This is a genomic window from Acinetobacter sp. SWAC5, from assembly GCF_003419885.1.
Classification (GTDB): domain Bacteria; phylum Pseudomonadota; class Gammaproteobacteria; order Pseudomonadales; family Moraxellaceae; genus Acinetobacter; species Acinetobacter cumulans.
This window is the reverse complement of sequence record NZ_QUWR01000013.1, coordinates 24,644-48,262: the sequence shown is the minus strand read 5'-3', so window position 1 is coordinate 48,262 and position 23,619 is coordinate 24,644. Positions and strand designations below refer to the sequence as shown.

Sequence of the window (23,619 nt, the reverse complement as noted above, 5' to 3'; positions counted from 1 at the left end):
ATTTAGAGTATTCAGCGAATGATGGAAATGACGCGTAAACATCTGCTTTGCTTAGCCGTTTTGACTGCATTTAGTCCTGTTTTAATCACTCAATCCCATGCACAGTTGCATTTGGAAATTACCAAAGCACCTGAAGAAGCCCCAAAGATTGCCATTATTCCTTTTGCCAATGATCAAAACATTTATCCAATTGTCGAAAATGATTTAAATCGTTCAGGCAAATTTAGCAGTGCATCGAAGAATCTTCCTGCAACAGCGGCATTAAATGCACCCAATGCAGAAGCTTGGCAAGCAGCGGGTATTCCGTATGTTGTGACAGGTAACCTAAAACAAACTGCGGACGGTTCATACGAGATTCAATATCAACTCTATGATGTTGAAAAAAAACAGTATCTACTCAATGAACTTTTGAATGTGCCTGCTTCGCGTACACGCCAAGCAGCACACATGATTAGTGATGCAATTTACGAAGCACTCACTGGCATTAAAGGTGATTTTACTGGCCGTATTGCTTATGTATTACGTAATCCTGCTACACCAGAACAACGTTATACCCTACAAATAGCAGATACAGATGGCGAACAACCACGTACCGTATTAACCTCGCGTGATCCTATCTTATCGCCTGCTTGGACACCGAATGCAAAAAAAATCGCTTACGTTTCATTTGAAACCAAACGACCTGCAATTTACATTCAAGATTTAGCGACTGGCAGTCGCGAAAAAGTTGCAAGTTTCCGCGGTTTAAATGGAGCACCAAGTTTCTCACCTGATGGTAAAAGCATGTTGTTTACAGCATCTATGCACGGCAACCCAGAAATTTATCAAATGGACTTGGAAACCCGCCAACTACAGCGTATGACCAATGACAGTGCAATTGATACTGAAGCACGCTATGCCCCAGACGGGAAATCTTTTATTTTTACCTCTGACCGCGGTGGCTCACCACAGATTTATCGTTATAGCTTTGCCGATGGCAGCAGTAAACGATTAACTTTCCGTGGTGCATTTAACGCTCGTGGCACCCTGAGTGCTGATGGTAAAAAACTGGCATTGGTACATCGTCCAAGTGGTAGTAACTACAAAGTCGCAGTACAAAATATTGACTCGGGTGTAACCAATATCTTAACGCCGACCAGCTTAGATGAATCACCAAGTTTTTCTCCAAATGGACAAATGGTGGTCTACGCAACACGTGAAGCCAATCGTGGCCTTCTATCAATCATGTCACTTGATGGTCGTTTCCGTATGAACTTACCAAGTGAACAAGGTGAAGTTCGTGAACCCGCATGGGCACCAAAATAATATTTACTTTTAAAAACTTTATGGAGATATAAATATGCAAGCAATTAAACTTTTTGTTTTACCTTTATTGGCTACCGCTGTTGTGATGACTGGCTGTGCAAGTCGAAAACCAGTGAATGTTGCTGAAGCAGGTCAAAATCCATCAACTTCTACAACTGTAAACACTGAAGGTCTTAGCGAAGACGCAGCTTTAAATGCGCAGAACCTTGCTGGTGCATCTTCAAAAGGTGTTACGGCTGCCAACAAAGCATTTTTAGCAAAACGCGTTGTGCACTTTGATTACGATAGCAGCGAATTAAGTAATGATGATATCCAAACATTACAAGCACATGCGCAATTTCTAATGGCCAATGCAAACTCACGTGTTGCTTTAACAGGCCATACAGATGAACGTGGTACGCGTGAATACAATATGGCACTTGGTGAACGTCGTGCAAAAGCAGTCGAAAGCTTCCTTGTAACAACAGGCGTAAATGCCAACCAACTCGAAGCAGTAAGCTACGGTAAGGAAATGCCGATTAATGCGGGCCATGATGAAAATGCATGGAAAGAAAACCGTCGCGTAGAAATCAACTACGAAGCTGTTCCTCCATTACTTAAATAAGTCGCACATTTGCTCAAGTAAATCATTTTACTCAAGCAATAAAAAAAGCCCTCATTCATGGAGGGCTTTTTTTATTGCTTAATGTTTGAAGGAAATGCTACCAGAATATGTTATTCAGCTGATTCAGCAGGCTCTTCTGAACTTTGCATAGACTCAATAAGATCATGCTTATTAAATTTTTTATATTCAGGCTTAGCGTCGTAACCACTCCAAGCTTCCTTAACCTTTTCTGCAGAAATTTCATCCAATGAAATTCCTTCTGTAGGTGATGGAGTCGCATCAAATTTTTGAATCGTCATTGTTGTGCTCCTATGTATTAAAAATCAATCCCCATTCCTTCAACATAGCATGTTCTTCTAGACTTGCAAGCGCAAAATCACGGCAAATAGTCGAGTTTAATTGTTCTTTTAACTCATTCTCATCTAAAATACGCACATATTCAATTCCGATCATTTTGACCGCTTTATTTTGGAGCCATCCAGTTATGTCACGTTTAAGCTTATCCCAATTTTTACAACAACAAAGTGGAAATTTAACGCCTGCTTTAGCTCAAGTTATTGAAACTATTGGTAATACGTGCAAAGACATCGACGTACTCCTTCAAAAAGGTGCTTTAGCTGGTGTATTAGGTAGTGCTCAACACGAAAACGTGCAAGGCGAAGAGCAAAAGAAACTCGACGTTATTTCAAATGACTATCTTATCGATGCTTTAAAAGTTCATCCACATGTTGGCGGCTTAGCTTCTGAAGAACTTGATGAGTTTACACCAGCACAAGAAAATGGTGATTACCTTGTGTTATTTGACCCACTTGATGGTTCAAGCAACATCGATATCAATATGTGTGTAGGTACAATTTTTTCAATTTTGCCAGCTAAAAATGCGGTAACGCAAGCTGAAGACTTTATGCAAGCAGGCCGTGAGCAAGCAGCTGCAGGTTATGTCCTCTATGGTCCATCGACCATGATGGCATTAACAGTCGGCGCTGGTGTTGTATTCTTTACTTTTGATCCAGAAACTAAAGAATTTTTATTAACTGCTGATGCAATTCAAGTAGCCGCAGATACCAAAGAATATGCAATCAATGCATCAAATGCACGTCATTGGGAAGCACCTGTACAACGTTATATCGATGAACTACTTGCAGGTAAAACTGGCCCACGTGAAAAAGACTTCAACATGCGTTGGGTTGCATGCATGGTTGGCGATATTCACCGCATCTTATGCCGTAGCGGTATCTTCATGTACCCATACGACTTAAAAGATCCGAAAAAAGCTGGTCGTTTACGTTTAATGTATGAAGCGAACCCAATGAGCATGCTTATGGAGCAAGCTGGTGGCGCATCAACTACAGGTCGCGTACGTATTCTTGATATTCAACCGACTGAATTACACCAACGTGTTCCTGTCATTATCGGTTCTAAAAACGAAGTTGATTTAGTCACAAGCTACCACAACTAAAACCTTATTTTTCTATAGACCCATAGTACCTTGTACTATGGGTTTTGAGTCTCCCCAATATGTCTATTGTATTTTTAGAATCTAAAGATAATGCCAAAATTAAACACCTCCGTGGTTTAATTGAGCAAAGTAGCTACCGAAAAAAACAAGGTCAAACCGTACTTGAAGGTACACATCTTGGTTTAGCGTGGGTTGAACAAAAACGTCGTATCAACTCGATTTTCACCACAGAAAAGTACCTCGAACATCCAGATATCTGCGATATTTTAGATGAATATGATGGCTCAGTTTTTGTCATTGCCGAAAGCTTGTATCGAGACCTCAGCACTTTAGGTACAACCTTGCCCTTCTTAGCGATTGTTGACCTGCCAAGTTCTAGCCAAGCATTACAATTTGATTTAGACACGCTTATTTTAGAAAACGTACAAGATCCTGGTAATGTTGGCACCTTGTTACGTTCAGCTGCTGCTGCGGGTATTCAGCAAGTTGTATGTACTAAAGGTTCAGCATCACTTTGGTCGCCTCGCGTGCTCCGTGCAGGCATGGGTGCTCATTTTTCAATTAAAACCTTTGAAAACATTCAACTCGAAGATATTTTAGAACGCTTTGAAATTCCAGTTTATGTGACCAGCTCACACCGCTCAACCAGTTTATATGATCAAGACTTAAAACAGCCTAGCGTTTGGGTTTTAGGCAATGAAGGTCAAGGCGTAAGCGAATATGCACTTGCGCATGCAAAAGCTGTAAGCATCCCACAACCAGGTGGTCAAGAATCATTAAATGTTGCAATCGCAGGTTCTGTTTGCTTCTTTGAAATGGTTCGCCAACGTATTTAATCGTTATTTTATTTTAAATCGGCTAGCCGATTTAAAAAAATAGATTACACTAGAAAAATAACAAGTATTTTTGTCAACCAAACCATTATTTTCAACGTTATATGTAGTATGAATTTGGAAATAATGGTGGGTATCCAATGACAGGATTTTCCATCTCTATGGATTTAGCGCCTAAACAGTCAGACAGTACACCAGCTAGTGTTCTTAAGAGCACGGCTGAGTCTCGTCTAAAAAACTTCATGCATGAAGTGACTGGTCGCGCCCTTGTCATGATCGAAAGTGCAACACAAGGTCAACAAGGTATTGCAATGGACTTGGTTCAAGAAGCCTTTATTTCATTACATAAGTCCTATGCAGAAAAATCCACAGAAGAATGGTATCCATTGTTCTACACCATTTTAAATAACAAATTACAGGATTGGCGTCGTAAAGAAGCGCGTCGTGCACAGCCCTTCTCTTTTTTCAGAAAAGTTTCATTAGATGATGACGAATTTGAAGTACAAGATGTGGTTGACGAATCGACCCCAAATCCCTCTGATTTTTTAACTCAAGCAGTGACTGCAGAAGAAATTCAAGAAGCCATTGCTCAATTGCCTGTGCGTCAACAACAAGCATTTATGCTCCGCGCATGGGAAGGCTTTGACACGCATACCACTGCAGAAATTATGAATTGCACCGAAGGCAGTGTTAAAACGCATTATCACCGTGCAATTCAGGGCCTTCGCGCCTCATTAGCACATTTAAATCCCAATTTGGGAGGGTCATCCGAATGAAGCAAGATGATTTTGTAAAAAACGTGAGCCAAAAGCTTGATCGGCTTGCACAGCAACATCAACATAAAGCACAAGTGATGAATAACGTGCTTGACCAAATCCATGAGAGAGAAACATCTCGTTATGGCTTATGGAAAATGTCTAGCTTTGCACTCGCCGCAGCTATTGCTGGTTTTATTGTATTACCTAATTCAGTCACTTTGAATGAAAAACCTGATACTCAAGTTATTTCTACACCTAAACTTTCACCTCAAATGGTTGAAGATTTAGAAATGTTAATGGTTTTGGGTGAGGATAAATCTTCTCATGGTAGCTAAAAAGTTAGCATTGGCATTTTGTGCATTCAGTTTTCTGCAAACTAGCTTTGCGGGCTTTGAACGTTTTTGGATTTTTTCAAAAGATGCCAATACTCAAGTCAGTGATACCTGGGACTCTTTGTCTGATGCTGAACAACTGGCACTGATTAAACGTTATCAGTCATTGAAAGAAATTCCATCTGAGCAAAGTACCAACTTACAACAACGTATGGATTGGTTTAATCAGCTGCCTGATGCAGATAAGCAACGTATGCGCGAAACTTGGCAAAAAATGAGTACTCAAGAACGTAAAGACTTGGCTCACCGCTTACAACGTGCTGCACCTGATGATCGTGCTAGTATTCGAGAAGAATACATCAATAAATATTTAAAGGTTGAAAATCTTAGCCATTAATGATGCATGACAAGCTTAAAAAGCTCATTAAGATGCCAGCATAATCGCTGGCATTTTTGCATAAATTGCAACATTAAATCCGTAAGTACAAACTACTTTTAAATAATGCGATAAAACTTCAACATAACTACTCTGTCAAATAGGTACAAAAAAGCCAGTACATGAGTACTGGCTTTTTATATAAAGGGCTAGCCATAAAATAATACATAGCTAACCAAGACTACAGATTATGCTTTTGATTTACGACGGAATACTGCTAAGCCCATTAACGCAAATACACCCAATACTCCCATAGAGCCTCCACCACCACTCGATGAAGTATTGGTGTTTTTAGCTGCATTTTTAAGTGTAATGGTAGCTTGATTTGATTCCGTACCTTCAGAATCAAATACTGAATATTTCACAGGATAATCAAACTGACTGAGATTATTTTTCACAGAAAATTCAATATTGCCACCATAGCATGTCTCACGTGCATAAGCTTCAGGACATGGCCCACTAAATTCAGCTTTAAAGTTTAAACCTGCAGGAATCGTGTCAAATTTAATTGCTGTGTTCTGACCTAACGCATTTTGGAACCAGATTTTTTTACCAGCAGGTACTGTATTTTCTGGCCCATCTCCGTGATCGTGATCATTTTCCAACGGATTAACGCTTACCGTTAAATTATTATTACTACTAATGCTGTATTCATCAGATACAGCCACTGGCGCAATGTTGTTAAATGTAGACTTTAAAATGCCTGAAGATGTAACTGTTGGATTTTCTTTATCCGTTAGCGTATATGTGCAATAACCAATTACACCTGGAGCGCTCACCGCACCACTAGTACGATACAATACTACCTGTTTTAAACTTGAATTCCACTCACAGACTAAATCAGAATCAGCCCCAGTATTCACTACAGTTGGTATACCGCTGTTAATCACCAAATCTGTACCTAAGCCAAGTGTTTTCACACTGACGTTATAGTGATCTGCATCCAAGCGTTTAACAATTTGATTCCCAGAAGCATCCGTTGTTTTTTCACTCGCCAATGCTAACTTGAATGGATCGAAATAAATCGCACGATATTTCAAATTCGCTTTTAAGCTATTTAAATATGGCTCCATTTCAGATAAATCATCTTGGTTCGCAATTTTGTATTGTTTAAAGTTTGGATCTTCAATGTCTTTTTTCAGTTGATCAACAATTTTTTCATAGCTATCAACCAAGGTCACCAAAGATGTATTTTTTAAGTCTTGTACATCTGCAGCGGTTAAGTTCATTACTTCAACTGAACCAATTTCACACAGGTTACGTTGATCCGGTGATAACAATAACGTCGCATCAATGACACGCTGAATCCCTCGTTGATCCGCTGAAACGGTACTAAAGGTATTACAGTTAATAGAAGAGACATCAAATAAGTCATAGCCCGTTGAATATCGCTTAGGATAATACAATGGTAAGAAAACGTTATATGCAGATGCTGGCATTAAATTCGACAAGATATTCGACATCACTGTATTACTGACATCGACATTTTTATAGTCATCTACTGCTTCATCTAATGCAGACTTTGGTAAATCACATTTTGATGCGCTCAGTTCTAAAGCATTGTTAAAAGCAATGAAGCTTAATTCATCATCAGGTTTTGCATTATTTATAAAACGACATGATTTAGAGTTTGCAATATTTTTACCATTATATGCAAAGACATTAAAGCCTAATTGCTTAGTACCATTTTTGTCATAATACAGACCCGTATATGCATCATTTTCTACAATAGTATTATTCGCAAGAACGATATTTGAGTACTGACTTAATAAGTTATTTCCTTCTGATATCGCCTTAATCACGCTACCATTGTTTGGATTTGCAATATTTTGCGCAATGGTATTAGTCGATATCGTAGCAGAGACATTTCCACAAAAGTCTAAAATACTTTGGTTATCCGTCGCGCCATTTTTAATAATACTGCTTTGCAATAAGCTAAGAACAGGCTTGCTATCACTCATATTGCTGACGCAATCCATGGCTAATACGCTACCTTTCGTAGCTTTATTGCCTTGTAATAATGTACTGTTAATCGTTAAAGTTCTTTCACCATTTTGTGCCAAAGCATAGATTGCACCACCAGCCTGTACGGCAGTTGAATCTAGAATTGCACTTCGGTTTAAAGACAAATTACCGCCAGAAAAAATTGCACCGCCCAAATCAGCTTTACCATTTTTCAATGCGACATCGGTCAAGTCTAAATTGGCAAAAGTTTGCGCTGTATTAAAGATACGATGTATTCCATCTCCAACAATAAAGGTTTTTAAATCCTCATAAGCAGGATAAGCATCTGTAAGCACATTGCGTTGATCGTAGTTATAGCGTGTCGCACCTCGAATATCGACTGCTGACTCTGGCTTTAATTCTCCACGAGTCAACTTGTATCTACCTTCCTTCAACTGAATAACATCAGCTTGTGTAGAATTGGTATCACCTGCGCTACAACCACCAAACGCGGCATTTTTATGCGCCGCAAAAATGGCTTCACGTAAAGAACAGTTATCTAAGTTTTCACCATTCTCATCTTCAAATGTGTTGACTTCAATGGTTTTTTCTTCTGCTGCCATCAATGACATCGCAGAAAGAACCATGAGCGCTAACAATCCTTTTTTATAATTTTTCATGGCAATTCCCTTCTTATTTTTTTAGACGGCGTAAACCAATCAATCCAAACAAGCCCATTAATCCATAAAGGCCAAATGCGCCACCGGAGGTTTTTACAGACTTACTATCAATATCGTTGTCTGGTTCTTGATAAATACGGACTTCCGCAGAAATATACTTATTTGCTGGGTTATAACGTGTTGAAGACGTTACGACTTGAAGCTCAAAAATATCAGCGCCATGCCAAGCACCATTTGGAATATATTCTAAATCGCCATTCAAATTGAGCGTTGTTTTTCCTTTAGATACCGTTTGAGTCTGTTTGATGACTAAGCATCCATCTTGCCAAGCTGCACCTGTTGGGTTTTTACCAACAACAGCATCACATTGTTCTTTTGGAATTAAATCGCTATCCCCCAAGTATTGAAGGATATTAAATTTAGCGGTTTGGCCTGGTTTAATGTCATCACCAATACGTGGAATACTGGTTGGAACAATAATTTCAATTGCACCACGGTCGCACCACAAATTATTTGTTTCACGACTCTTATCACGCTGGTCCGTACTTTCACACGCTACGAATTGCTTATTTCCATTCGCTTCAGTTTGGCCTTTATTCAAGATAGGACCAGAAAAAATATCGGCAAAACTTACTAAAATACGTGGACGCAAATAACCCAAAAATGCATTGTTAGGAACGCTATATGGACACAATAATGAAGTTGTATCATCATTTAGATTCTTACAAACACCTTCGTCTTCACCCGCAATTAAATCATTTTTTGCCCATACCGTATTATTATTTTCAACAGCCGCCGTTGGACATTCAGCAGTCAGTAAGTTGTTATAAATAACGCTTTTATCGGTACTTTGATCTACAACTTTACAGTTCATTGAGCCACTGGCAGTACCATTGCCCAACAAGATACTATTTGCAAGATATCCCTGTCCGTCTTGAACATCTAGCAAAACACCACCACCATTTTTAATAATAGTGAGGTTATTTAAACCAATGCCATCTTTAAGATTCAGTGCAAAACCTGAATTTTTAAAAAATGTTGAATTGGTAATTAAATGATCACGTGCTGGAAAAACTAATGAACTTGCATTCGCCAATGGATTTTCGGTATAAATCGTCACATCGCCCGTATTTCCTTTAAATACAGAAGAAGCGATCCAGAAATTTGGCGCAACACTATAAATCGCCGCTCCGTTATTGGCTTGGTTATTTTCGAAGAGCACATTATAAGTTTGAACGACGCTGCCTAAAGAGGCACTTTCACTTGAAAAACCAACATTATAAATAGCACCGCCTTTATCTGCACGGCCACCTTTTAATGCACTACTTTGCAGTGTTAATTTCTCATTATTATAAATAATACCGCCTAAACTTGCACAAGCACTGTTTCCACAACCTTGAAAAGAAACTTCTTGGAAGTTGACTGTAATCAAAGCTTTATTGCCATCATCAATATGGAAAATTTGATCTTGGCCATCCATTTGAATCGTGGCATTGTTTAAGCCAACCGCGACTGATTGATTTTCAGTACTATCATAGGTGGTTTTAAGGGTCAAACCTGCTTTTATATCAATACGGCTTTTTAATTTATATGTTGCTTGTTTTTCAAGCAAAATAATTGAGACGGCACTCTCGCCACCACAGCCGTGATAGCCTTCTTTTGGCATGCCTGCATTAATATATTGAATTGCTTCACGTAGAGAACAAACACTATCATCTACATCATTATCATCAGTCGTTGTTACTGCAATTTCAGCACTATAGGCGTGCCCTGCAAAACACAGTAAACCCATGACTATGCTCCGTTTGAGCATCACATTCTCCTTGATTTTTTTTTATCTTTTTATATTTCGCTGTTCGTTCCTGACAGCTACATACTATTTTTGTGTACTTTGTCACAGCTAGAGCAATTACTCAAGTTTTTTATCGATTAACGGTATTCATCAATCAGTGCATAAATTTGACGTAAATTTGCATGGCTAATTTTCAGCTTTTCACCTTTAAGTAGTTGAATTAACTGCTCAAGCGTTTGTAATAATACCGAGGTTTGATGCGGGCCATGTAAAAGTAAATAATCTATGATTTGCGGGTCAATATGTATTCCTCGACGGTTCAACACTGAAGTGACCAAAGCCTGTCGATCTGCATATAAACTACCATTTGGCACCTTTACACTCACCGCTTGTGTTAAACGCGACTGTAAATCAGGTAATTCTAGTTTGAGCTCAATGGGTGCAAAGCGGGATGAAAACACCAACTGCCCACCGCCTTCATTATTATAATTGATTAAATGAAATACTGCTTTTTGCCAATGTGGTACACCGCTAATCGCTTCAATGTCATCTAGTGCCACCAGATCATAACGATCGAGCGATGTAATCGCTTCTGTCGGGGCATCTAACAGTTCTAACAACGAAACTTGTATCGCGGTTTTACCAATTTCCAGATATGAATCGCAAATCGCCGAGAGTAAATGGCTCTTTCCAGACCCTGCTCCCCCATAAACATAAAAGCGATTCATGAGACCTGCATGTAGCTGTCGAACCGCATCAATGACATGCCCCCAGCTCGGCCCTGAAAAATCACTGATTCGGGCATCAAGTTGGGGTTCTATATCTAATTGCAATTGACGCATTTATTAAGCAGGCCTTATCTATCTTTATTTTCTGGTTTTTCAATCTTACTCGAATTTTCAGCGTCTTGCAGTGTATTTAGCGCGCTGTCTTTCAATTCAATATCAATATTGGCTTGTTCGGTTTCAATGCTAATTGAACCTGCACCATGAGTATTCACATGTGCGTTTGCACCAACATATATTGTACTACGTTCATAAGTCTCATGCGCATGGCGCAATAACACCACAATAACCGCAGCAACAGGTAATGCAATCAACATGCCCAAGAAACCAGCCAACTGTGCACCAGCCAAAACAGCAAAAACTACTGCAACAGGTGATAACCCAATTTTATCGCCTAAAAGGAAAGGTTGTAGAATATAGCCTTCTACAGCCTGACCAATTAAAAATACAACCAGCACCAGTACCAACTGCATCCAATCCATACCAAATTGGAAGAAAGTTGCAATGACAGCAGCAATAATACCTACCGCAAAACCTAAGTAAGGAATAATACTGGCTAGGCCTGCAATCATGCCGATAATTAAACCGACTTCCAAACCAATAACTTGTAGCCCGACTGCATATACCACGCCAAGCAAAAACATCACCAAGAACTGACCTTTTACAAATGCACCTAATACACTGTGACATTCACCTACAATTGTCATGGTGCTAGCTTCATATTGGCGAGGAATTAAACGACGCATACGCTCAAGCATCGGCTCCCAATCCAGTAAAAAATAAAAAGCAATCACTGGAATAAGTACAACCGTACCGCCAATTTGGATAAAGTTCAGACCAGACTGTGCAACCTTCATCAACATCGCTTGAATGCTGTCTGCACTATAATTTGTTTGGATATATTCCATGATTGCCGCCGACATCTGCTCGGTGTCAATTTCCATTGGCACAAGATTAAATGTATGAGACAGCCATGGCAGAAAGGTATAATTAATCCAATGAATATTTGCAGGAATATTTGTTTTTGCATACATTAATTGTTGCCAAATGAGAGGTACCAAGTACCAAATGGCAATCGTTAATGCGACACCAATACCGACAAATACTACGCTGATTGATATCCAGCGAGGTAAGCCAATTCGATGTAGTTTATTCACCAAAGGACTAAACAAATAGGCGATTAAAAAAGCACCTACAAAAGGAATCACCACAGGTTTGAGTAAATAAATAACCCAAAGAATAAGTGCAATGCCAGCCAGAATAAAAATGCGGCGCAAGGTGCGATCGCCCATAAAACTCACCTTTATGTCAGTGTAATCGTTATAAAAGAGAAATATTTTAATAAAGATAGCATTTTAGCGCATAAATAACATAAGAGTTTCGTTTATTCAGGTTATAATCGCCGCGCGAATGCGGAGACTTCATTATGAGCAACTCAACTTCTACCCCAAACACTGGTTTAAGCTACAAAGATGCAGGTGTCGACATTGAAGCGGGCGACGCGTTAGTCGATCGTATCAAATCAGTCGCTAAGCGCACAAAACGTCCTGAAGTAATGGGCGGTCTAGGTGGCTTTGGCGCACTTTGTAAAATTCCTAAAGGTTATGAAGAACCTGTCCTCGTATCCGGCACAGATGGTGTTGGTACTAAATTACGTTTAGCATTGAATTTGAACCGTCATGACACAATTGGTCAAGATTTGGTTGCAATGTGCGTAAACGATCTTTTGGTTTGTGGTGCTGAACCATTATTCTTCCTCGATTACTATGCAACAGGTCACTTAAATGTAGACGTTGCTGCTAATGTCGTAACAGGTATTGGCGCAGGTTGTGAACTTGCAGGCTGTGCGCTTGTAGGTGGCGAAACTGCTGAAATGCCAGGCATGTATGAAGGTGAAGATTATGACCTTGCAGGCTTCTGCGTAGGTGTAGTTGAGCAAAGCAAAATTATTGATGGCTCTAAAGTTAAAGCGGGTGACGTTTTAGTTGGTGTTGCATCAAGTGGCGCGCACTCAAACGGTTATTCACTTCTTCGTAAAATTTTAGATGTGAAAAACGTTGATATGACTCAAATCGTTGATGGTCGTCCACTTGCTGATACAGCGATGGAACCAACACGCATTTATGTCAAACCAATTCTTCAGTTATTAAAAGAAGTTGATGTACACGCAATGGCGCACATCACAGGTGGCGGTTTACCAGGTAACCTACCTCGCGTACTTCCAAATGGTGCTCAAGCTGTAGTCAATGAAGCATCTTGGGAATGGCCAGAATTGTTCAAACTTCTTCAAAAAGAAGGTGGTGTTGAACAATTTGAAATGTACCGCACATTTAACTGTGGCGTAGGTATGGTATTGGTTGTTGATGCTGCAGATGCAGAAAAAACAGTTGAATTGCTCAATAGTCTTGGCGAAAAAGCATTCGCAATGGGTCATATTGCAGACAATGCTGAATCTGTTGAAGGCGCTGACGAAAAAATCCGTGTGATTTTTGCATAAGCACTTCCAATGATTAAAATTGCTGTTCTTGTTTCAGGAAGTGGCTCTAACCTTCAAGCCTTAATCGATGCAAATCTATCTGGGAAAATTGTTGGAGTCATTTCAAATAAACCTGAAGCATTTGCACTACAACGTGCAAAAAATGCAAACATTGCAACTGCAGTGATTGAGCATAAACAATATCCAAATCGTGAAGCCTTTGATGATGTGATGCATCAGCAACTACTCGACTGGGATGTTGATTTAGTCATTCTTGCAGGCTTCATGCGGATTTTAAGTGCCAAATTTGTGCATGCTTGGGAAGGGAAAATGATCAACATTCACCCTTCTCTATTGCCTCATTACAAAGGCATGCATACGCATCAACGTGTACTCAATACAGGTGATGCCCTACATGGTTGTACAGTTCACTACGTGACTGGAGAACTCGATGCTGGCCAAGCGCTTGCACAAGCAGTGCTTAAAGTGAATACGCATGATACTGCTGACAGCTTAGCAAACCGCGTACATGTTTTAGAACACATCATTTACCCACAAGTAGCTGAATGGATTTGCACTGGCACCATTCAACACACTGAAAATGGTGTACTGTTCCGTGGTCATCCAATGACTGAAGCAGTTCAATTCTGCAAATTTTAAGCCGTATATCAGATATAAAAAAACGCATCCTAGGATGCGTTTTTTATTGTGCTGAACCTTAGTTCTGCTAATTTTTTGTTGCAAGCAACTGCTTAAGCAAATTCGCAACTTCGACAGGTTGCTCTAATGGAAACATGTGCCCGCCTTCGGTCATACGTAGTGGTATGTCAAATTTTTTGCTCACCTGTTGCGGGAACTTATGTTGCAAAAACGGACTGCCTTTAGGCACCAGCAACTGTGCAGGAACTTTGGTCTTTGACTGTGGTAGCCAATACCAAGACGGATTCGTGTTGAACATTTTGACTTCATCATATTTGCTAATGGTCAGTTCTACACCACCGCGAATATGGTCTTCAGTCAAAGCATAGTCAATATAGTGTTGAAAACACTCTGGATCGAAATCTTTATAAAAGCCTTTCGTCACTAAAGATGTAAATGCTTGCTCACGAGATTCCCAATGATCACGACGATTTTTTGACAGTCCTGCAGGTGACAACTTATCCAACATTTTAAGCTTCAAAGTTTTCACTACATGTAACATGAATGATGCAGTGCCAGTCACAAACGGCGGATCCATCAAAATAAGTTGTGAAAACAATTCTGGACGTTGCTGCGCTGCTTTAAAAGTTAGTACCGCACCTAAAGAGTGACCAAGACCAATGACTGGGCGCCCTTTGGCTTGCCTTACAATACTATCAATCAGTTGTTGTGTCAGACTCTGCCAATGATTATCAATAGGATAACGGCGATCTGGGCCAATAAGTGGCACATAAATCACGTCAAAGTCATCTTCAAGTGCTTGAAAAAACTTGGTGTACACTTGTGCAGGTACACCATTGGCATGTGCAAAATGAATAATCGGCTTCATTGTAATTTTGCACTACCTTCAGTCTGTACTTGCTGACTTAGAGACGTTGCAAAACCTTGTCCAATTGAAGCCCCCATACGACCTAAAATTGAATCGAATGGACTATATTCAACGGTATAATTCACAGTTTTATCAGTTTTTAATTCACGTTTTAAACTTTGAATACTGCCAGTACGGTCTGCAATACCCAATTTAACTGCTTGTTCACCAGTCCAGAATAAACCAGAGAAAATCGCTGGATCTGTAGATTTTAGTTTTTTACCACGACCCTGTTTAACCGCATTAATAAAGTGGTCATGGACATTATCCAATACACCTTGTACATGTGCTTTTTGTGCAGGATCTACAGGTTGAGTCATCGACAGTAAGGCTTTGTTTTCACCCGAAGTCATGGTGCGATCTTCTACACCTAACTTTTGCATCAATTGATTGACGCCATAATTTGGCATAATCACACCAATTGAGCCAACTAAACTTGATGGGTTTACAATAATTTCATCTGCTGCCGAAGCAATATAATATGCACCTGAAGCACCAGTATCACCAATCACGGCATAAAGTTTTTTATCTTTGTGCTGTTGTTTTAGATACTGAATTTCTTGCCAAATTTCGTCAGATTGAACAGGTGAACCACCTGGTGAGTTAATATTTAACACCACAGCTTTGCTCTGTTTATTTTCAAAAGCACGCTTTAATGAACGAATGGTATCTGTGCTATTTACACTTTGTTTATCCGCTGCAATCGTTCCAACAATATCAACAACCGCAATGTGTGAACTTGAAGCGGCTGCATCACTTGAAGTTGAACTTGCAGTACTACAGCCCTTACCTAAAGCAACCAATACAAAAAGGATATAAGCAAAGGTCAAAAATTTAAAGAAAATCCCCCAGCGACGTGTGCGACGTTGCTCTTCAACTGACGCTAAAACCGCTTTTTCTAAGATTTTCCATTCATTGCCAGTAGGCTGATGGACGTTATTTGTTGATGTTGTCTTCTGAATTTCACTTTCAGGCTTTGGTGGCCAATCGGACATAAAAAATCCAATATTCAATTATAATGTTGTCCCATTATATACATGTAAATGGTGAAAACTGTCTATACCACGCAATTTCGCCTATAATTAATTTAATTTTTCTCCATTTGAAATAATCCAATAAAACATGAATGATCAAAGCCCTCATAACGCCACCCACCGTGCATTGAGTTTTATCAGTCGTATGCCGATTCAGTTCTCGCGTTTTTTTGCTCGTGGATTAGCGGCATTGGTCAATACTTTCAAAATTTCAAAGACTTCTGCCACAATTCGCTTAAATTTAAATATTGCACTGCCAGAACTCGATCAGACAACACGTGAAAAAATTACAGAACAAGCGATTCGTAATGAGTTAAGTTCATATTTTGAATTTTTCAGCATTTGGGGTTCATCTGCTGAGAAAAATTTAGCGCGTATAAATAAAGTATATGGCGAAGAGTTTTTTTACGAAACTTTAGCTAAAAATAAAGGCTTAGTTTTGGTGGTCCCACATTTTGGTACTTGGGAAGTCATGAACGCTTGGTTTGCCCAACACAGCAAAATGACCATCATGTACAAACCCGTCAAAAATGAAACTGCGGACCAGTTTGTGCGTAATGCACGTAGCCGAGAGCAAGCCACACTTGTCCCTACAGATGAATCTGGTGTGCGCCAAATTTTCAAAGCGCTCAAACAAGGCGGTATGACCGTCATATTACCTGATCATACCCCTAATGTTGGCGGTGACATGATTGAGTATTTTGGTTTACCCCTGGCAACCAGCAATCTGAGTGCTAAACTGATTCAAAAAACCAAATGTGGTGCTTTATTTGTCTATGCAATGCGTAATGAAGATGGGCTTTTTGATATACACATCGAAAAATTAGATTCACGTATTTATGAAGGTACGGCAAATGATGGCTCAGGTGTAATTTTCTCAGCTCTAGAAAATCTGATTCGCCGTTATCCAGAACATTATCATTGGAGTTATAAACGCTTTAAGGCCAATCCTGTTTTAGAAGATATTTATAACATAGCACCTGAACAAGCGATTGAAATTGTGCAAACATTGCGTTCAGAGACTGCACACTTAAAACACGTGGATTACACTGCGCAAAATACCGTAAAGGCATAACACTTCAACAAATTTCGAGCTCAATGATTTAACCATTGCCATTGATCTCGAAATGCGATGAGCTGTATTCGACCATCTTTGGCTTTAAATTCTATACTGCCTTTTTCGGCTGTACTCAACAGCGGGATATTTAAAGCCTTCAGTCTTGCCAGAGTTTCTTTACTCGGGTGTCCATAGCGGTTCCACTTTCCAGCCGATGCAATAGCCAATTTAGGCTGATAGTGCTGTAAAAAATCAAATGATGAACTGTGTCGACTGCCATGATGGCCCAAGACCAACACATCGACTTGTAAATTTGGATAAGCTTTTAATAACTCATATTCCGTTTGCCAGCCTGCATCCCCCATCAATAAATAGGATTGATAAGGCATTGCATGGTTCATTCGAATGTACAGCACACATGAGTTTTCATTACGCTCAGCCCCTGCTCTCACCGCTTGTATATTATTGGGTGAAAGGACTTCTATCTGTACATTTTCCCATTGCCAAACTTGTCCCTGTTGACAGTATTCAAATTGTGTTGCATTAGGCACAGCTACATGCTCACTGGCATATAAGCTTTTAATTGCCAGTTGATCTTGTATAGAAAAATAGGCCCCACTATGATCTTGATCTAAATGCGTCAACACCAATTGATCTATGCTTGATAGTCCTTGCCTCGACAGAAAAGGCAAAATAATATTCTTACCAATACTAAATTTCTGCTCATCATAATAACCACCTGTATCGACCATCATGCTGTGCCGACCTTCACGCACCAAAATAGACTGACCTTGCCCTACATCTAATACCGTGAGTTGAAAAGGTTGCGGTGTATAGGACTTCAAGCAAATCGCAACTAAACCTAATAACAACCACGCTTTCGGTACAATGCCATCTGGAAGATAAAAAATAAAAATACATAGGCTCAGAAGTAAAATCGTCGCAGGATTAAAAGTAATATTTAATAATTGTGGATTAAATACATGGTCAATTACATTCAATAGGCTCAAAAGTAGCGTTAGACAAAAATCATTGAATTGAAAAATCACCGATGCAATGCCCGGCGCAAAAAAATTAACGAACGCCGCCAGCACATCTAAAGGTACAACCACCAAACCTAAGCTTGGAATTGCCAATAAATTACTTAAAGGTGCAATCCAAGCCACCTGCTTAAAAAACAGTGCCATCATGGGAAAAAGTGCTATAAAAATTTTCCATTGTGATGTGATCAGCACATGAAGGGATAAGCGCAGTTTGACCCACCAAGCCGTATTGGCTTCAAGCGATTGCTGTTGTAGCCAAAGTGTTTGATAAATTCTGAGTAAAATAAAACATGCGCCATAAGACAACCAAAACGCTGCCGATAAAATACTAAAAGGATCAAATAACAATAAAAGCGTTGCACTATAAACCAATAACTTAAGGGCATAGACTCTTAAGCGTAAAACCAACATGCCACTGGCAACGACCGTCATAATAAAAGTTCGCATTGCAGGAATTTCAAAACCCACAAAAGCACAGTACACAAATACACAGCCCATAAATGGCCAAATTAAAATAAATTGGCGTGGTATTTTTAAATACAACCGCGGTGCAAATTTGCGTATGCAACGCGTGATGATCCAACAGATCAACATGGCAAAAATTAAGACATGGGGCCCAGATATGGCCAACAAATGACTGATGCCAAAACGTTGAAATTGATCTACGGTCGCTTCATCTAATAAGCTTTTATCTCCTGTTAATAAGGCCAGTAACAATCCTTTATGTGCTAAGGGCAAATGAAAGATTTTGACTCTAAACGCCAGCCTTTGTTTTTCAGTCCACAGACGAAACTGAGGGATTAACTTTTGCTGTTGATACAAAATATCGCTATAACCCAATGCTTTAATTTGAGCTTCATTTAGCGCTATGGCACGTTTAACTCTAAAAGTGGCCTGAATATTTTGCTGGAGTAACCATTGTTCTTGATCAAATACACCAGCAGTTGCATAAGTGTGCGCAGGCTTTAACTGGCCTTCGAGTTGATAATAATGACCTAATTCCAACTCTAAATCTGAAGATGAAACCGTCTTGGTTTTAGGCAAATAAAGTAAATACTGCAAAGGTTGCCGAGCGGCATTTAACACCATAACGCGTTGTTGAATACTGTGTTCACTATATTGATTTAAAGCATGCACATAAACCAATATGCTGGTATTTTCAGGCTGATGTACTGTGTAATGTAACCGTTGCTTAAGTTGTTGATTGGCGTACGCAAAGCCCAAATAAGCACCTAAACACAAAATCAATGCCGTACTTAATGTTTTGAATACAATGCCTTTTTGAGCAATAAATTTACTACTGATGATAATGAATACAAAGCTCAGTAAAGCCAATACTGTGCTCATCTGCGCATCAAATCCTGTTGTTCCCATCCACGCTGTGCCAAAAATCCAGCCCAAGCAAAAACAAAGCAACATATTTTTTATTCTAATATTTTATGATTGCTGGCAATAATAAAGCCCACCGAGGTGAGCTTCAATTCATAGCGGAATATTCCAATAATATGCTTATAGACCAAGCACTCAAATGATACTCAGTGATCGACCCAAACACCATCTTGCATGTGCAAAACAGCATCTGCGGATTTTGCCAATTGCTCGTCATGCGTCACAATCAGCATCGCCATATTAAATTCTTGACGTAACTCCGAAAGTAACTCAAAAATTTTCACCGCAGTTTTACGGTCAAGGTTACCCGTTGGCTCATCTGCCATCATCAGTTTGGGTTTAGTCACTAAAGCGCGAGCCAAAGCCACACGCTGACGCTCACCACCTGATAATTCGCCTGGTTTATGGGTTAAACGATGAGACAATCCCACACGTTCAAGCAAATACTCAGCTTGTTGGTTTACTTCTTTAAAATTTGTCCCTTTGCGAAGCATCAATGGCATCGCTACATTTTCTAAAGCGCTAAATTCAGGCAATAAATGATGAAATTGATAAACAAAGCCTAAATGCTCATTACGGATATAACCGCGCTCAGCCTCACCCAAATTGTCAAAACGGCGTCCCTGTACAAATACCTGCCCCGTTGTTGGGCGATCTAGGCCACCCAAAACATGAAGCAATGTACTTTTACCTGAGCCACTCGAACCCACAATCGAAATAAACTCGCCTGTTTTAACCTGAAGCGACAAATTACGAATCACATCAACAGTTGTTTTACCATCGGTAAATGACTTACTGATATTTTGCGCATCTAAAACTACATTACTCATAACGCAATGCCTCCGCAGGTTGAATTTTAGCTGCACGCATTGCAGGGTAAATCGTTGCCAAGAAACTCAACAACAATGACAACACCACGATTAAACACACATCTTGCCATCTTAAATATGATGGTAAATAGTTAATAAAGTAGGCATCAAACATGTGTAAGCCTAATGCTGTATTTAACCAACCAACAAAACCACTAATCCCTGAAGCTGCAATAATTCCCAAAATTGCACCAGACACCGTACCAATCACCCCAATAATGGTGCCTTGAACCATAAAGATTCGTGTAATTGTCCGCGGTGAAGCACCTAAGGTACGTAAAATTGCAATATCTGATTTTTTATCCGTAACAACCATCACCAAAGAAGAAACAATATTAAACGCAGCAACCAAGACTATTAGGAACAAAAGCAGACTGACCATGGCTTTTTCCATTTGAATCGCACTAAACAAATTCCCGTGGGTATACGTCCAATCCGAAGCATAGAAGTTTGCAGGTAACTCACGCACAATTTCTTGTGAAACTTGTGGCGCCATAAAAATGTCGTCCAACTTCATTCGTATGCCTTGCGCACCATCTGGTAAGCGCAATAAAGTAGATGCGTCATTTAAGGCAATATAGCCCATCATAGAATCGACTTCTGCACCAATACTAAAAATCCCCACCACTTTAAAACGCTTAAAGCGAGGTACAACCCCTGCAGGCGACGGCGTTGCTTCAGGCAATACCAAGGTAATACTATCATTTAAGCCCAAACCTAAAGCGTCAGTCATTTGCTTACCCAGCACAATACCAAACTCACCTTGTTTAAGGTTATCTAGGCTACCAGCGATCATGTGATCTTGGATAATTGAGACTTTTTTCTCATACTTTGGTTCAATACCATTGACCATAATACCAGCAACTTGGCCTTGTGCTGTCAGCATTCCCTGCAATTGCGTAAAAGGTGCGACACCTTGAACATGGGAATGATGCTCAATTTTCTTTGCAAGATCGGGCCAATTTGTTAAAATTTGTGTTGATGAAACAGTGGCTTGAGGTATCATTCCTAAAACACGGTTTTTCAACTCACGGTCAAACCCATTCATTACGGAAAGGACCGTAATGAGCACAGCCACACCTAACGTGAGGCCGATCATAGAAACCAAAGCAATAAAAGAAATGAAGTGGTTACTGCGCCGTGCGCGAGTGTACCTCAACCCAATATATAGCGAGATCGGTTTAAACATAACCATCTAGTCCGAGGTAATTTAATTATGGAAAATGTACAGCATCAAAGCGGTTTAACGGAACGTCGCGTAATGTCTCGTATCGATGCTGCCTTGCGCATCAACTATCAGATTATTTCTGATGAAGTTGCGCTAAATGATCCTTACGATCCTAATTTTATCTTGCCGCGCTATTTTCTACTACTTGCAGAGTTAGATCAATTTGATCATGCGCTCAACTACGAATTAGAACAATTAGCTGAAAAAGATCAACAAATTTCTCGAATATTATCCTTATTCAACCAAAAGTTAAACCTGATTACGGGCTCTTTATACGACGCAATTGTACAAAGCATGTTACCAGTACCTGAGCATGTGAATTTTTCAGAAACAGGTTTAAGCTTTTTTAGCGACCGTCCAATCATGGAAGGCACCTATTTACACATGACGCTTAGTCATCCTGAAAATTTCTTTCATATTGCAGCGACAGCGCATGTAGTTTATAGCCGTCAGGAAGAAAATGGAAAATATCGTACGGGTGCATACTTTATTACTTTACACCCGCAAGACCGTGTAAAAATTGCAGAATGTGTAGAACTCACACAAAGTAAAAACTGAGGTCTTTATTTTTTCAGGTTGTGGGCGAGCGTTCGATTCGCCCTAAAATCTTTATAAAAATAAACACATAACCCAAAAAGTAAAACTGCAGTACCGCACAATACCAACAATGTTAATTTTTCATGGTTGAATACTGCCCCCACCACAATCGCTAACATGGGCGTCATCACTGTGGTTAAAGACAATGTCGTCGCTTTAATATTTTGCACCAATTTAAAATAGCAGAACATTGCAATCAGCGACGCCATAATCACAGCATATAACAAGGCCAACACTGACTTAGTGGAAGGCATCTGAGTGGGTAAATCTACCCAAATAAAAGGCACCATACATAATGCAATGAGCGAAGAAATTAAAATAGAGCCCGTTGCTTGGGCTATTGGATTCAGAGGCGCATTGACTTTTTTTACCCAAAATATAGATGCACAATAAATCAGCACACTCATAAGCATGAGTAATATACCTATAGGCTGTACATGCTGACCACTACCACCCATACAGATAATTCCAAGGCCACATACTGCAATACACATACCTAACCATTGCAGACGATGCAAATGCATACGAAAAACAAAATGACCAATCAACCCAGTAATAATGGGAGCTAAACCAAACATTAAGGCAATAATGCCTGAGCTTAAATAACTGGTTGCCATATACGTAAAAATTTGCGAGCCAATAAAACTACATGAACCAGCAATATAACTATGTATGGACTGTGCGTCATAAGGCAATGCTTGGCGCATAAGGAGCAATAACACACCAGCTAAAGGCAAAGCTAAGAAAAAACGTAGTGCTAAAGCCCAATATAGGTTGATATCTTCCACACTCCATACAATCGCCAAGGGCGTTGTGGCCCAAATGATGATCAATAGCACATACGTGGACATGAGATTGAGTTTTGAAGGCATGGGGCTTATACCGAGGTCTTACGTTTTTGTTTCATAATGGTCTGGTCTAAACTACTTGAAAACTCACGCTTATCTCGCTCTGAAATCGGTGGTGGCCCACCTGTTTGTACCCCTGCACCACGTAAGGTGTCCATAAAATCACGCAGATGAAGGCGGGCTTTCACATTGGCTATTGTGTAAATTTCACCACGTGGATGAATAGCAATCCCGCCTTTTTCAATCACTTGCGCTGCCAGTGGAATATCTTGCGTCATCACAATGTCGTTTTCTTTCATCCGATCGATAATTTCTTTATCGGCCGCATCCGCACCACTCATGACCTGAATAGAATTAATCCGTACCGATGGTGTAATGCCCACGTTTTGATTGGCAACAAAAGTGACTTCGAGTTGATAACGGTCTGATGCGCGAATAATGACATCTCTAAGAATGCGAGGTAATGCATCGGCATCTACCCAAAGTTTAAATGGCAACAAAAAAACGCTTCCAACACAAAATACAAAGAACTAGTGTAGCAAAGAAGCATGACAACTCGATGCCAAAGCTCTACGATTTACCA

24 protein-coding genes are annotated in these 23,619 nt (G+C 39.8%); 11 read left to right on the top strand and 13 right to left on the bottom strand.

From position 1 onward, the window contains the following. Positions 1-21 precede the first annotated feature (21 nt). Together tolB and pal are read left to right on the top strand one after the other, a co-directional pair. Positions 22-1,305, top strand: coding sequence for a Tol-Pal system beta propeller repeat protein TolB (gene tolB / locus DYI81_RS10745; RefSeq protein ID WP_165382492.1), 1,284 nt, complete (start codon positions 22-24; stop codon positions 1,303-1,305). A gap of 34 nt (positions 1,306-1,339) precedes the next feature. Then, on the top strand, positions 1,340-1,909 hold the full coding sequence (gene pal, locus DYI81_RS10740; protein ID WP_106985653.1) for a peptidoglycan-associated lipoprotein Pal: 570 nt from the start codon (positions 1,340-1,342) through the stop codon (positions 1,907-1,909). 110 nt (positions 1,910-2,019) lie between these two features. Here pal and DYI81_RS10735 read toward each other — a convergent pair whose 3' ends face one another. Both DYI81_RS10735 and DYI81_RS17945 read right to left on the bottom strand, forming a co-directional pair. Next, positions 2,020-2,208 (bottom strand): NF038105 family protein, encoded by a 189-nt coding sequence (locus tag DYI81_RS10735; RefSeq protein WP_106985654.1) that lies wholly within the window; start codon positions 2,206-2,208, stop codon positions 2,020-2,022. Positions 2,209-2,218: 10 nt separating this feature from the next. Beyond that, the gene (locus tag DYI81_RS17945; RefSeq protein WP_165382490.1) at positions 2,219-2,362 is read right to left on the bottom strand and encodes a hypothetical protein; all 144 of its coding nucleotides are present in this window, start codon (positions 2,360-2,362) and stop codon (positions 2,219-2,221) included. Positions 2,363-2,393: 31 nt separating this feature from the next. Here DYI81_RS17945 and DYI81_RS10730 point away from each other — a divergent pair, with 31 nt between their 5' ends. From DYI81_RS10730 to DYI81_RS10710, 5 genes are all read left to right on the top strand, one after another. Beyond that, entirely contained in the window at positions 2,394-3,368 is a 975-nt protein-coding gene (locus DYI81_RS10730; protein WP_106985655.1) for a class 1 fructose-bisphosphatase, read from the top strand. A 59-nt stretch (positions 3,369-3,427) separates the two neighbouring features. After that, a complete protein-coding gene (locus DYI81_RS10725; protein WP_106985656.1) occupies positions 3,428-4,204 on the top strand; it encodes an RNA methyltransferase in 777 nt (258 codons plus the stop codon). Between the two features lie 158 nt (positions 4,205-4,362). Beyond that, the gene (locus DYI81_RS10720) at positions 4,363-4,977 is read left to right on the top strand and encodes an RNA polymerase sigma factor (protein WP_106985657.1); all 615 of its coding nucleotides are present in this window, start codon (positions 4,363-4,365) and stop codon (positions 4,975-4,977) included. Next, positions 4,974-5,294: a hypothetical protein gene (locus tag DYI81_RS10715; protein WP_106985658.1), complete on the top strand. Its 321-nt coding sequence runs from the start codon at positions 4,974-4,976 to the stop codon at positions 5,292-5,294. The genes DYI81_RS10720 and DYI81_RS10715 overlap by 4 nt, the downstream gene beginning before the upstream one ends. Beyond that, positions 5,284-5,688, top strand: a complete 405-nt coding sequence (locus DYI81_RS10710; protein WP_106985659.1) for a DUF3106 domain-containing protein — start codon at positions 5,284-5,286, stop codon at positions 5,686-5,688. The genes DYI81_RS10715 and DYI81_RS10710 overlap by 11 nt, the downstream gene beginning before the upstream one ends. A 227-nt stretch (positions 5,689-5,915) precedes the next feature. Here the strand turns inward: DYI81_RS10710 and DYI81_RS10705 are convergent, their stop codons facing one another. The 4 genes from DYI81_RS10705 to cxpE form a co-directional block, all read right to left on the bottom strand. Next, positions 5,916-8,351, bottom strand: coding sequence for a CSLREA domain-containing protein (locus DYI81_RS10705; RefSeq protein ID WP_117007492.1), 2,436 nt, complete (start codon positions 8,349-8,351; stop codon positions 5,916-5,918). Between the two features lie 13 nt (positions 8,352-8,364). After that, the gene (rbtA, locus tag DYI81_RS10700; RefSeq protein ID WP_117007491.1) at positions 8,365-10,164 is read right to left on the bottom strand and encodes a rhombotarget A; all 1,800 of its coding nucleotides are present in this window, start codon (positions 10,162-10,164) and stop codon (positions 8,365-8,367) included. Between the two features lie 116 nt (positions 10,165-10,280). Then, positions 10,281-10,985 carry a DnaA regulatory inactivator Hda gene (gene hda, locus DYI81_RS10695; protein WP_106985661.1) on the bottom strand — a complete coding sequence of 235 codons (705 nt, stop codon included), beginning with the start codon at positions 10,983-10,985 and terminating at the stop codon, positions 10,281-10,283. 14 nt (positions 10,986-10,999) lie between these two features. Next, the gene (cxpE, locus tag DYI81_RS10690; RefSeq protein WP_117007490.1) at positions 11,000-12,220 is read right to left on the bottom strand and encodes a chloramphenicol efflux transporter CxpE; all 1,221 of its coding nucleotides are present in this window, start codon (positions 12,218-12,220) and stop codon (positions 11,000-11,002) included. Between the two features lie 134 nt (positions 12,221-12,354). Here cxpE and purM point away from each other — a divergent pair, with 134 nt between their 5' ends. Both purM and purN read left to right on the top strand, forming a co-directional pair. After that, the gene (gene purM / locus DYI81_RS10685; protein ID WP_106985663.1) at positions 12,355-13,425 is read left to right on the top strand and encodes a phosphoribosylformylglycinamidine cyclo-ligase; all 1,071 of its coding nucleotides are present in this window, start codon (positions 12,355-12,357) and stop codon (positions 13,423-13,425) included. Positions 13,426-13,434: 9 nt separating this feature from the next. After that, positions 13,435-14,064, top strand: a complete 630-nt coding sequence (purN, locus tag DYI81_RS10680) for a phosphoribosylglycinamide formyltransferase (protein ID WP_117007489.1) — start codon at positions 13,435-13,437, stop codon at positions 14,062-14,064. Between the two features lie 67 nt (positions 14,065-14,131). On the opposite strand, the gene DYI81_RS10675 is transcribed toward purN, so the two are convergent. Together DYI81_RS10675 and sppA are read right to left on the bottom strand one after the other, a co-directional pair. Beyond that, the gene (locus DYI81_RS10675; protein ID WP_106985665.1) at positions 14,132-14,932 is read right to left on the bottom strand and encodes an alpha/beta hydrolase; all 801 of its coding nucleotides are present in this window, start codon (positions 14,930-14,932) and stop codon (positions 14,132-14,134) included. Continuing rightward, a complete protein-coding gene (gene sppA / locus DYI81_RS10670; protein ID WP_117007488.1) occupies positions 14,929-15,966 on the bottom strand; it encodes a signal peptide peptidase SppA in 1,038 nt (345 codons plus the stop codon). The genes DYI81_RS10675 and sppA overlap by 4 nt, the downstream gene beginning before the upstream one ends. 127 nt (positions 15,967-16,093) lie before the next feature. Here sppA and DYI81_RS10665 point away from each other — a divergent pair, with 127 nt between their 5' ends. Continuing rightward, on the top strand, positions 16,094-17,080 hold the full coding sequence (locus tag DYI81_RS10665) for a lysophospholipid acyltransferase family protein (protein ID WP_117007487.1): 987 nt from the start codon (positions 16,094-16,096) through the stop codon (positions 17,078-17,080). 20 nt (positions 17,081-17,100) lie between these two features. Here the strand turns inward: DYI81_RS10665 and DYI81_RS10660 are convergent, their stop codons facing one another. The 3 genes from DYI81_RS10660 to DYI81_RS10650 form a co-directional block, all read right to left on the bottom strand. Beyond that, on the bottom strand, positions 17,101-19,524 hold the full coding sequence (locus tag DYI81_RS10660) for a DNA internalization-related competence protein ComEC/Rec2 (RefSeq protein WP_117007486.1): 2,424 nt from the start codon (positions 19,522-19,524) through the stop codon (positions 17,101-17,103). Between the two features lie 116 nt (positions 19,525-19,640). Next, entirely contained in the window at positions 19,641-20,324 is a 684-nt protein-coding gene (gene lolD, locus DYI81_RS10655) for a lipoprotein-releasing ABC transporter ATP-binding protein LolD (RefSeq protein WP_106985669.1), read from the bottom strand. After that, complete coding sequence (locus DYI81_RS10650) at positions 20,317-21,552, bottom strand: lipoprotein-releasing ABC transporter permease subunit (RefSeq protein WP_117007485.1); 1,236 nt, start codon at positions 21,550-21,552, stop codon at positions 20,317-20,319. Before DYI81_RS10650 ends, lolD begins: the two co-directional genes overlap by 8 nt. Before the next feature lie 27 nt (positions 21,553-21,579). Here DYI81_RS10650 and DYI81_RS10645 point away from each other — a divergent pair, with 27 nt between their 5' ends. Next, entirely contained in the window at positions 21,580-22,149 is a 570-nt protein-coding gene (locus tag DYI81_RS10645) for a PilZ domain-containing protein (protein WP_106985671.1), read from the top strand. Between the two features lie 5 nt (positions 22,150-22,154). Here DYI81_RS10645 and DYI81_RS10640 read toward each other — a convergent pair whose 3' ends face one another. Both DYI81_RS10640 and DYI81_RS10635 read right to left on the bottom strand, forming a co-directional pair. Further along, positions 22,155-23,060, bottom strand: a complete 906-nt coding sequence (locus DYI81_RS10640; RefSeq protein WP_117007484.1) for an EamA family transporter — start codon at positions 23,058-23,060, stop codon at positions 22,155-22,157. A 5-nt stretch (positions 23,061-23,065) separates the two neighbouring features. Then, positions 23,066-23,536, bottom strand: coding sequence for a YaiI/YqxD family protein (locus tag DYI81_RS10635; protein ID WP_106985673.1), 471 nt, complete (start codon positions 23,534-23,536; stop codon positions 23,066-23,068). Between the last annotated feature and the right edge of the window lie 83 nt (positions 23,537-23,619).

Bases quoted from the DNA above. Each gene is read 5' to 3' on its own strand.
- pal (WP_106985653.1), top strand. From the start codon at position 1,340: ATGCAAGCAATTAAACTTTTTGTTTTACCTTTATTGGCTACCGCTGTT.
- DYI81_RS10710 (WP_106985659.1), top strand. From the start codon at position 5,284: ATGGTAGCTAAAAAGTTAGCATTGGCATTTTGTGCATTCAGTTTTCTG.
- hda (WP_106985661.1), bottom strand. From the start codon at position 10,985: ATGCGTCAATTGCAATTAGATATAGAACCCCAACTTGATGCCCGAATC.
- DYI81_RS10705 (WP_117007492.1), bottom strand. From the start codon at position 8,351: ATGAAAAATTATAAAAAAGGATTGTTAGCGCTCATGGTTCTTTCTGCG.
- DYI81_RS10725 (WP_106985656.1), top strand. From the start codon at position 3,428: ATGTCTATTGTATTTTTAGAATCTAAAGATAATGCCAAAATTAAACAC.
- lolD (WP_106985669.1), bottom strand. From the start codon at position 20,324: ATGAGTAATGTAGTTTTAGATGCGCAAAATATCAGTAAGTCATTTACC.
- rbtA (WP_117007491.1), bottom strand. From the start codon at position 10,164: ATGCTCAAACGGAGCATAGTCATGGGTTTACTGTGTTTTGCAGGGCAC.
- DYI81_RS10715 (WP_106985658.1), top strand. From the start codon at position 4,974: ATGAAGCAAGATGATTTTGTAAAAAACGTGAGCCAAAAGCTTGATCGG.
- DYI81_RS10720 (WP_106985657.1), top strand. From the start codon at position 4,363: ATGGATTTAGCGCCTAAACAGTCAGACAGTACACCAGCTAGTGTTCTT.
- DYI81_RS10730 (WP_106985655.1), top strand. From the start codon at position 2,394: ATGTCACGTTTAAGCTTATCCCAATTTTTACAACAACAAAGTGGAAAT.
- DYI81_RS10650 (WP_117007485.1), bottom strand. From the start codon at position 21,552: ATGTTTAAACCGATCTCGCTATATATTGGGTTGAGGTACACTCGCGCA.
- sppA (WP_117007488.1), bottom strand. From the start codon at position 15,966: ATGTCCGATTGGCCACCAAAGCCTGAAAGTGAAATTCAGAAGACAACA.
- cxpE (WP_117007490.1), bottom strand. From the start codon at position 12,220: ATGGGCGATCGCACCTTGCGCCGCATTTTTATTCTGGCTGGCATTGCA.
- DYI81_RS10675 (WP_106985665.1), bottom strand. From the start codon at position 14,932: ATGAAGCCGATTATTCATTTTGCACATGCCAATGGTGTACCTGCACAA.
- purN (WP_117007489.1), top strand. From the start codon at position 13,435: ATGATTAAAATTGCTGTTCTTGTTTCAGGAAGTGGCTCTAACCTTCAA.
- DYI81_RS10735 (WP_106985654.1), bottom strand. From the start codon at position 2,208: ATGACGATTCAAAAATTTGATGCGACTCCATCACCTACAGAAGGAATT.
- purM (WP_106985663.1), top strand. From the start codon at position 12,355: ATGAGCAACTCAACTTCTACCCCAAACACTGGTTTAAGCTACAAAGAT.
- DYI81_RS10665 (WP_117007487.1), top strand. From the start codon at position 16,094: ATGAATGATCAAAGCCCTCATAACGCCACCCACCGTGCATTGAGTTTT.
- tolB (WP_165382492.1), top strand. From the start codon at position 22: ATGGAAATGACGCGTAAACATCTGCTTTGCTTAGCCGTTTTGACTGCA.
- DYI81_RS10645 (WP_106985671.1), top strand. From the start codon at position 21,580: ATGGAAAATGTACAGCATCAAAGCGGTTTAACGGAACGTCGCGTAATG.
- DYI81_RS10660 (WP_117007486.1), bottom strand. From the start codon at position 19,524: ATGTTGCTTTGTTTTTGCTTGGGCTGGATTTTTGGCACAGCGTGGATG.
- DYI81_RS17945 (WP_165382490.1), bottom strand. From the start codon at position 2,362: ATGATCGGAATTGAATATGTGCGTATTTTAGATGAGAATGAGTTAAAA.
- DYI81_RS10640 (WP_117007484.1), bottom strand. From the start codon at position 23,060: ATGCCTTCAAAACTCAATCTCATGTCCACGTATGTGCTATTGATCATC.